Raw genomic sequence first — 647 nt, 5'->3', positions numbered from 1 at the left:
AGTGGATACAGATATGTAATCGGATTCTGTGCCGACTGATTCAACTTCAATCCGTAACTGTTCCAATGGAATTTTGTTAGTATTTTGGAAATCTGTTATCTTATTTGCTGCTATATAAGCGGACGGTCTGCTATTGACCAAGTAACCAAGCCACCGCCTGTAAAGAGACGCGCTTCTCCCTGTACATTAATATTCTGCCATCAGTAGCAAATACAAGTAACTACCCTGATTTTTGTTTCACGTCTAAAATAATCAGTAAGACTTACCACACTCAATATGGTTCTTCTTTACCACCAGCTGCTAAATTAGCTTTTATCGTGGCATAGGTTTGTTTATTCTCTTCATTTGCAGCTGTTGTATCCAAAATTAGCACTGCATCAACATTATTATATATTTCCTTGGGATAATCATGTAAATCATTAGTAGTTATCAGTATATTCTTTTTAGCCTTTGAGTTTGCCAATACCTTCCTAAATTTATCAAGTTCTGACGTGGTTATTATGGCCGTTTCAACTGGGTGGAAAATTGCAAAATCCTTATTGTCATTAAATCGAAAGTCCCTATGCTTTTTCCATTGTGTAAATTGAATATTCAATCCGTAAATTTTAAAAATATCTCTTAAATTAAAACGAGGTAATGTCTTACGC

1 protein-coding gene is annotated in these 647 nt (G+C 34.9%); it reads right to left on the bottom strand.

Annotated features, from left to right (window positions below; translation table 11 throughout):
* Positions 1–271: 271 nt before the first annotated feature.
* A partial coding sequence (locus KJQ97_RS09310; protein ID WP_214120679.1) for a hypothetical protein occupies positions 272–647 on the bottom strand: 376 nt, incomplete at its 5' end.

Source organism: Campylobacter sp. 2018MI01 (assembly GCF_018501205.1).
Classification (GTDB): domain Bacteria; phylum Campylobacterota; class Campylobacteria; order Campylobacterales; family Campylobacteraceae; genus Campylobacter_E.
This window is presented reverse-complemented; position numbering and strand designations above follow the sequence as displayed.